We start from the raw sequence: 2645 nt of genomic DNA, 5'->3' as shown, positions 1-2645 counted from the left end.
ATCACCCTGCACACGCCGCTGACCGAAGGCACCCGCAATCTCCTCAATGCGGAGTCGCTGGCCAAGACCCGCAAGGGCGTGCGGATCATCAACTGTGCCCGTGGCGGCCTGATCGTCGAGGAAGACCTGAAGGCGGCGCTGGAGAGCGGGCATGTCGCGGGAGCGGCGCTCGACGTCTTCGCGTCGGAGCCGGCCAAGGACAACGCGCTGTTCGGCATGGATCAGGTCATCTGCACGCCCCATCTGGGCGCCAGCACGACCGAGGCGCAGGAAAACGTGGCGCTCCAGGTCGCGGAGCAGATGGCCGACTATCTGGTGTCCGGCGCCGTCGTCAACGCGCTGAACATGGCGTCCGTCTCGGCGGAGGATGCGCCGAAGCTGCGGCCCTACATGGCGCTGGCCGAACAGCTCGGCAGCTTCGCCGGCCAGATCACCGAGAGCGGCCTGAAGGGCGTCACGGTCGAGTACGAAGGCCATGTCGCCGAGTTGAACACCCGCCCGCTGACGGCCCTGGTGCTGATGGGCCTGCTGCGCCCGCTGCTCGACAGCGTCAACATGGTCAATGCCCCGATGATCGCGCGGGAGCGCGACATCGAGATCGCGGAGACCAAGCGCGAACGGGCCAGCGACTATCAGACGCTGATCCGGGTGATCGTGGAGACCGAGCACCGCGCGCGGTCGCTGACCGGGACGCTGTTCGGCGGCGAGAAACCCCGGCTCGTCGGCATCGAGGACGTGCCGATCGAGGCCGAGGTTTCCAGCCACATGCTGTTCATCCGCAACGAGGACAAGCCCGGCTTCATCGGCCATCTCGGCACGACGCTGGGCGACGCCGGAGTCAACGTCGCGACCTTCCACCTGGGCCGCACGGCGCCGGGGGAGAACGCGATAGCCTTGGTCTCGGTCGATCAGCCGATCAGCGACGAGGTCCTGCGGAAGATAGAAGCGCTCCCGAGCGTCGTCAGGGCGAAGGCTTTGAGTTTCTAGCTTGCGGCGTCCCGTTGCGGCGCTTCGGCAGACCGGTCTGGAACGTCGGATGTCGGGCCACTTCAGCCCGCCATCTCTGCCGGCTCTCACCGGTCGAGCTTCGATGCCGCTGGTATCATCCACCTTCCCGTCATACCGGGGCTTGACCTTTCTATCTCCCAGCGTGAGCGCTCTTGGAAAAACTCAATTCTGAGTTCCTGGCATGTGCTTGTTTGACGCCAAGATAAGGGCGTTGGATCGAACGTAACGAACTTGGCTTTCAGGAACCCTTCCTGTTCCATAGCCACAATCCTTTTCAGGATGCAGCGCTGAAGCGCCAACCCTTGAAGCGTCATGTCAGGGGATTACGCCGAAGTTTCGATCACCGACTGCGGCGCCGATACCCTTCGGTCTATTAACGGACTGTTCGGTGGTTCCGGTCGATAATGGAATCATCATCGGTCGGAGCGATGCCTGCGCGATGCCCCGACGCGTCGCATAGGTCGAATAAGGTGATATTTATGACAAAATTCCAACTAGTTCCCTAATATCGAAAGAAGTGTCGACTTCATCCATATTTCGCGTGGAGAGTGCCATGTCCGCGTCAAGAGTATTTGGGACACTGCTGACCGTCTGGTTTGCGGTAACGATGCCGGGAATTGCGGCGGCAGGTACGCTGGCCGCTCCGACCGGACCCGTCGTTCTTACCGTCACCGGGCGTATCGCCAACACCAATGCCGGCAAGACGGCCGAGTTCGACATCGCCATGCTGGAGGCGCTGCCCGGCCGTACCGCCAGGGTGAACACACCTTGGGCCGAAGGCGTCAACGACTTTCAGGGCCCCTTGACCAGGGCCGTACTGGAGGCCGTTGGGGCGGAAGGGGCCAAGCTGAAGGTCATCGCCCTCAACGACTATTCGGCGGAAGTGCCTGCGGAGGACTTCATCAAGCATGATGTGATCCTGGCGCTCAAGAAGAACGGCGCCTATCTGCCGATCCGCAACCAGGGACCGATCTTCGTGATATATCCATTCGATCTCAATCCAGGACTTTACAACGAGGTGTATTTCAGTCGATCCGTATGGCAGGTAAAAAGCATAGAGGTCCAATAGCGGTTCGCCCGCGCTGGGCCTTTATCGAGGGCCTGTGTAACAGGAGGTTGCCGAAAGTGGTGCATTCCTTGCGCGCAAAAGCGCTGCTCGGTCTTAGCGGGATGCTTTTGGTTTCCTGTGTGATCCTGCTGACGCTGCTGCTCGACCGGCAGGCGGAAGTAGACGGCAGCGTCCGCGAGGATGCGGTATGGGCCGTCTATCAGCTTGACCGCGAAACGGTGAAGCTGGATGCGGCGCTTTCGGACTATATGGCGGAACCGACGCCACGGGTGGCCGCGGAGGTGACGCTAAGATACGACATCCTGTTCAGCCGGACGGCCCTGCTCAGGGGAGGCCAGCTTGCGGCGATCATCTCCATCGTTCCGGAAGACGCCGAGCGCGCCTCCCGGATCGTCGATATGATCGAGCAACTGGCACCCAGCGTCGAGGCGCTCGATCCCGCGATGCCGGATCTCGCCGCCTTTCGCTCCGCGGTGCGCGAGATCAGGCAGATGACGGAAAGCCAGCTGGTCCGGATCAACGCGCGCCGCTCGGTCGAACTGGTGGCCTAAGATCGGAAGAGCACACG

Annotated in this window: 3 protein-coding genes; all 3 read left to right on the top strand. The window is 62.0% G+C overall.

Annotation, left to right across the window (positions count from 1 at the left end; genetic code table 11):
- Positions 1 to 987 (top strand): NAD(P)-dependent oxidoreductase (locus AC5JJ6_RS08300; RefSeq protein ID WP_496041583.1); only part of this gene is annotated, 987 nt, incomplete at its 5' end.
- A gap of 574 nt (positions 988 to 1561) precedes the next feature.
- A complete protein-coding gene (locus tag AC5JJ6_RS08295; RefSeq protein WP_496041582.1) occupies positions 1562 to 2077 on the top strand; it encodes a putative pterin-binding protein in 516 nt (171 codons plus the stop codon).
- Positions 2078 to 2133: 56 nt separating this feature from the next.
- Entirely contained in the window at positions 2134 to 2628 is a 495-nt protein-coding gene (locus AC5JJ6_RS08290) for a hypothetical protein (RefSeq protein WP_496041581.1), read from the top strand.
- Positions 2629 to 2645 lie beyond the last annotated feature (17 nt).

It is taken from the genome of Skermanella sp., from assembly GCF_059503625.1.
The sequence above is the reverse complement of the archived record's forward strand: the minus strand, read 5'-3'. Positions and strand labels throughout refer to the sequence as shown.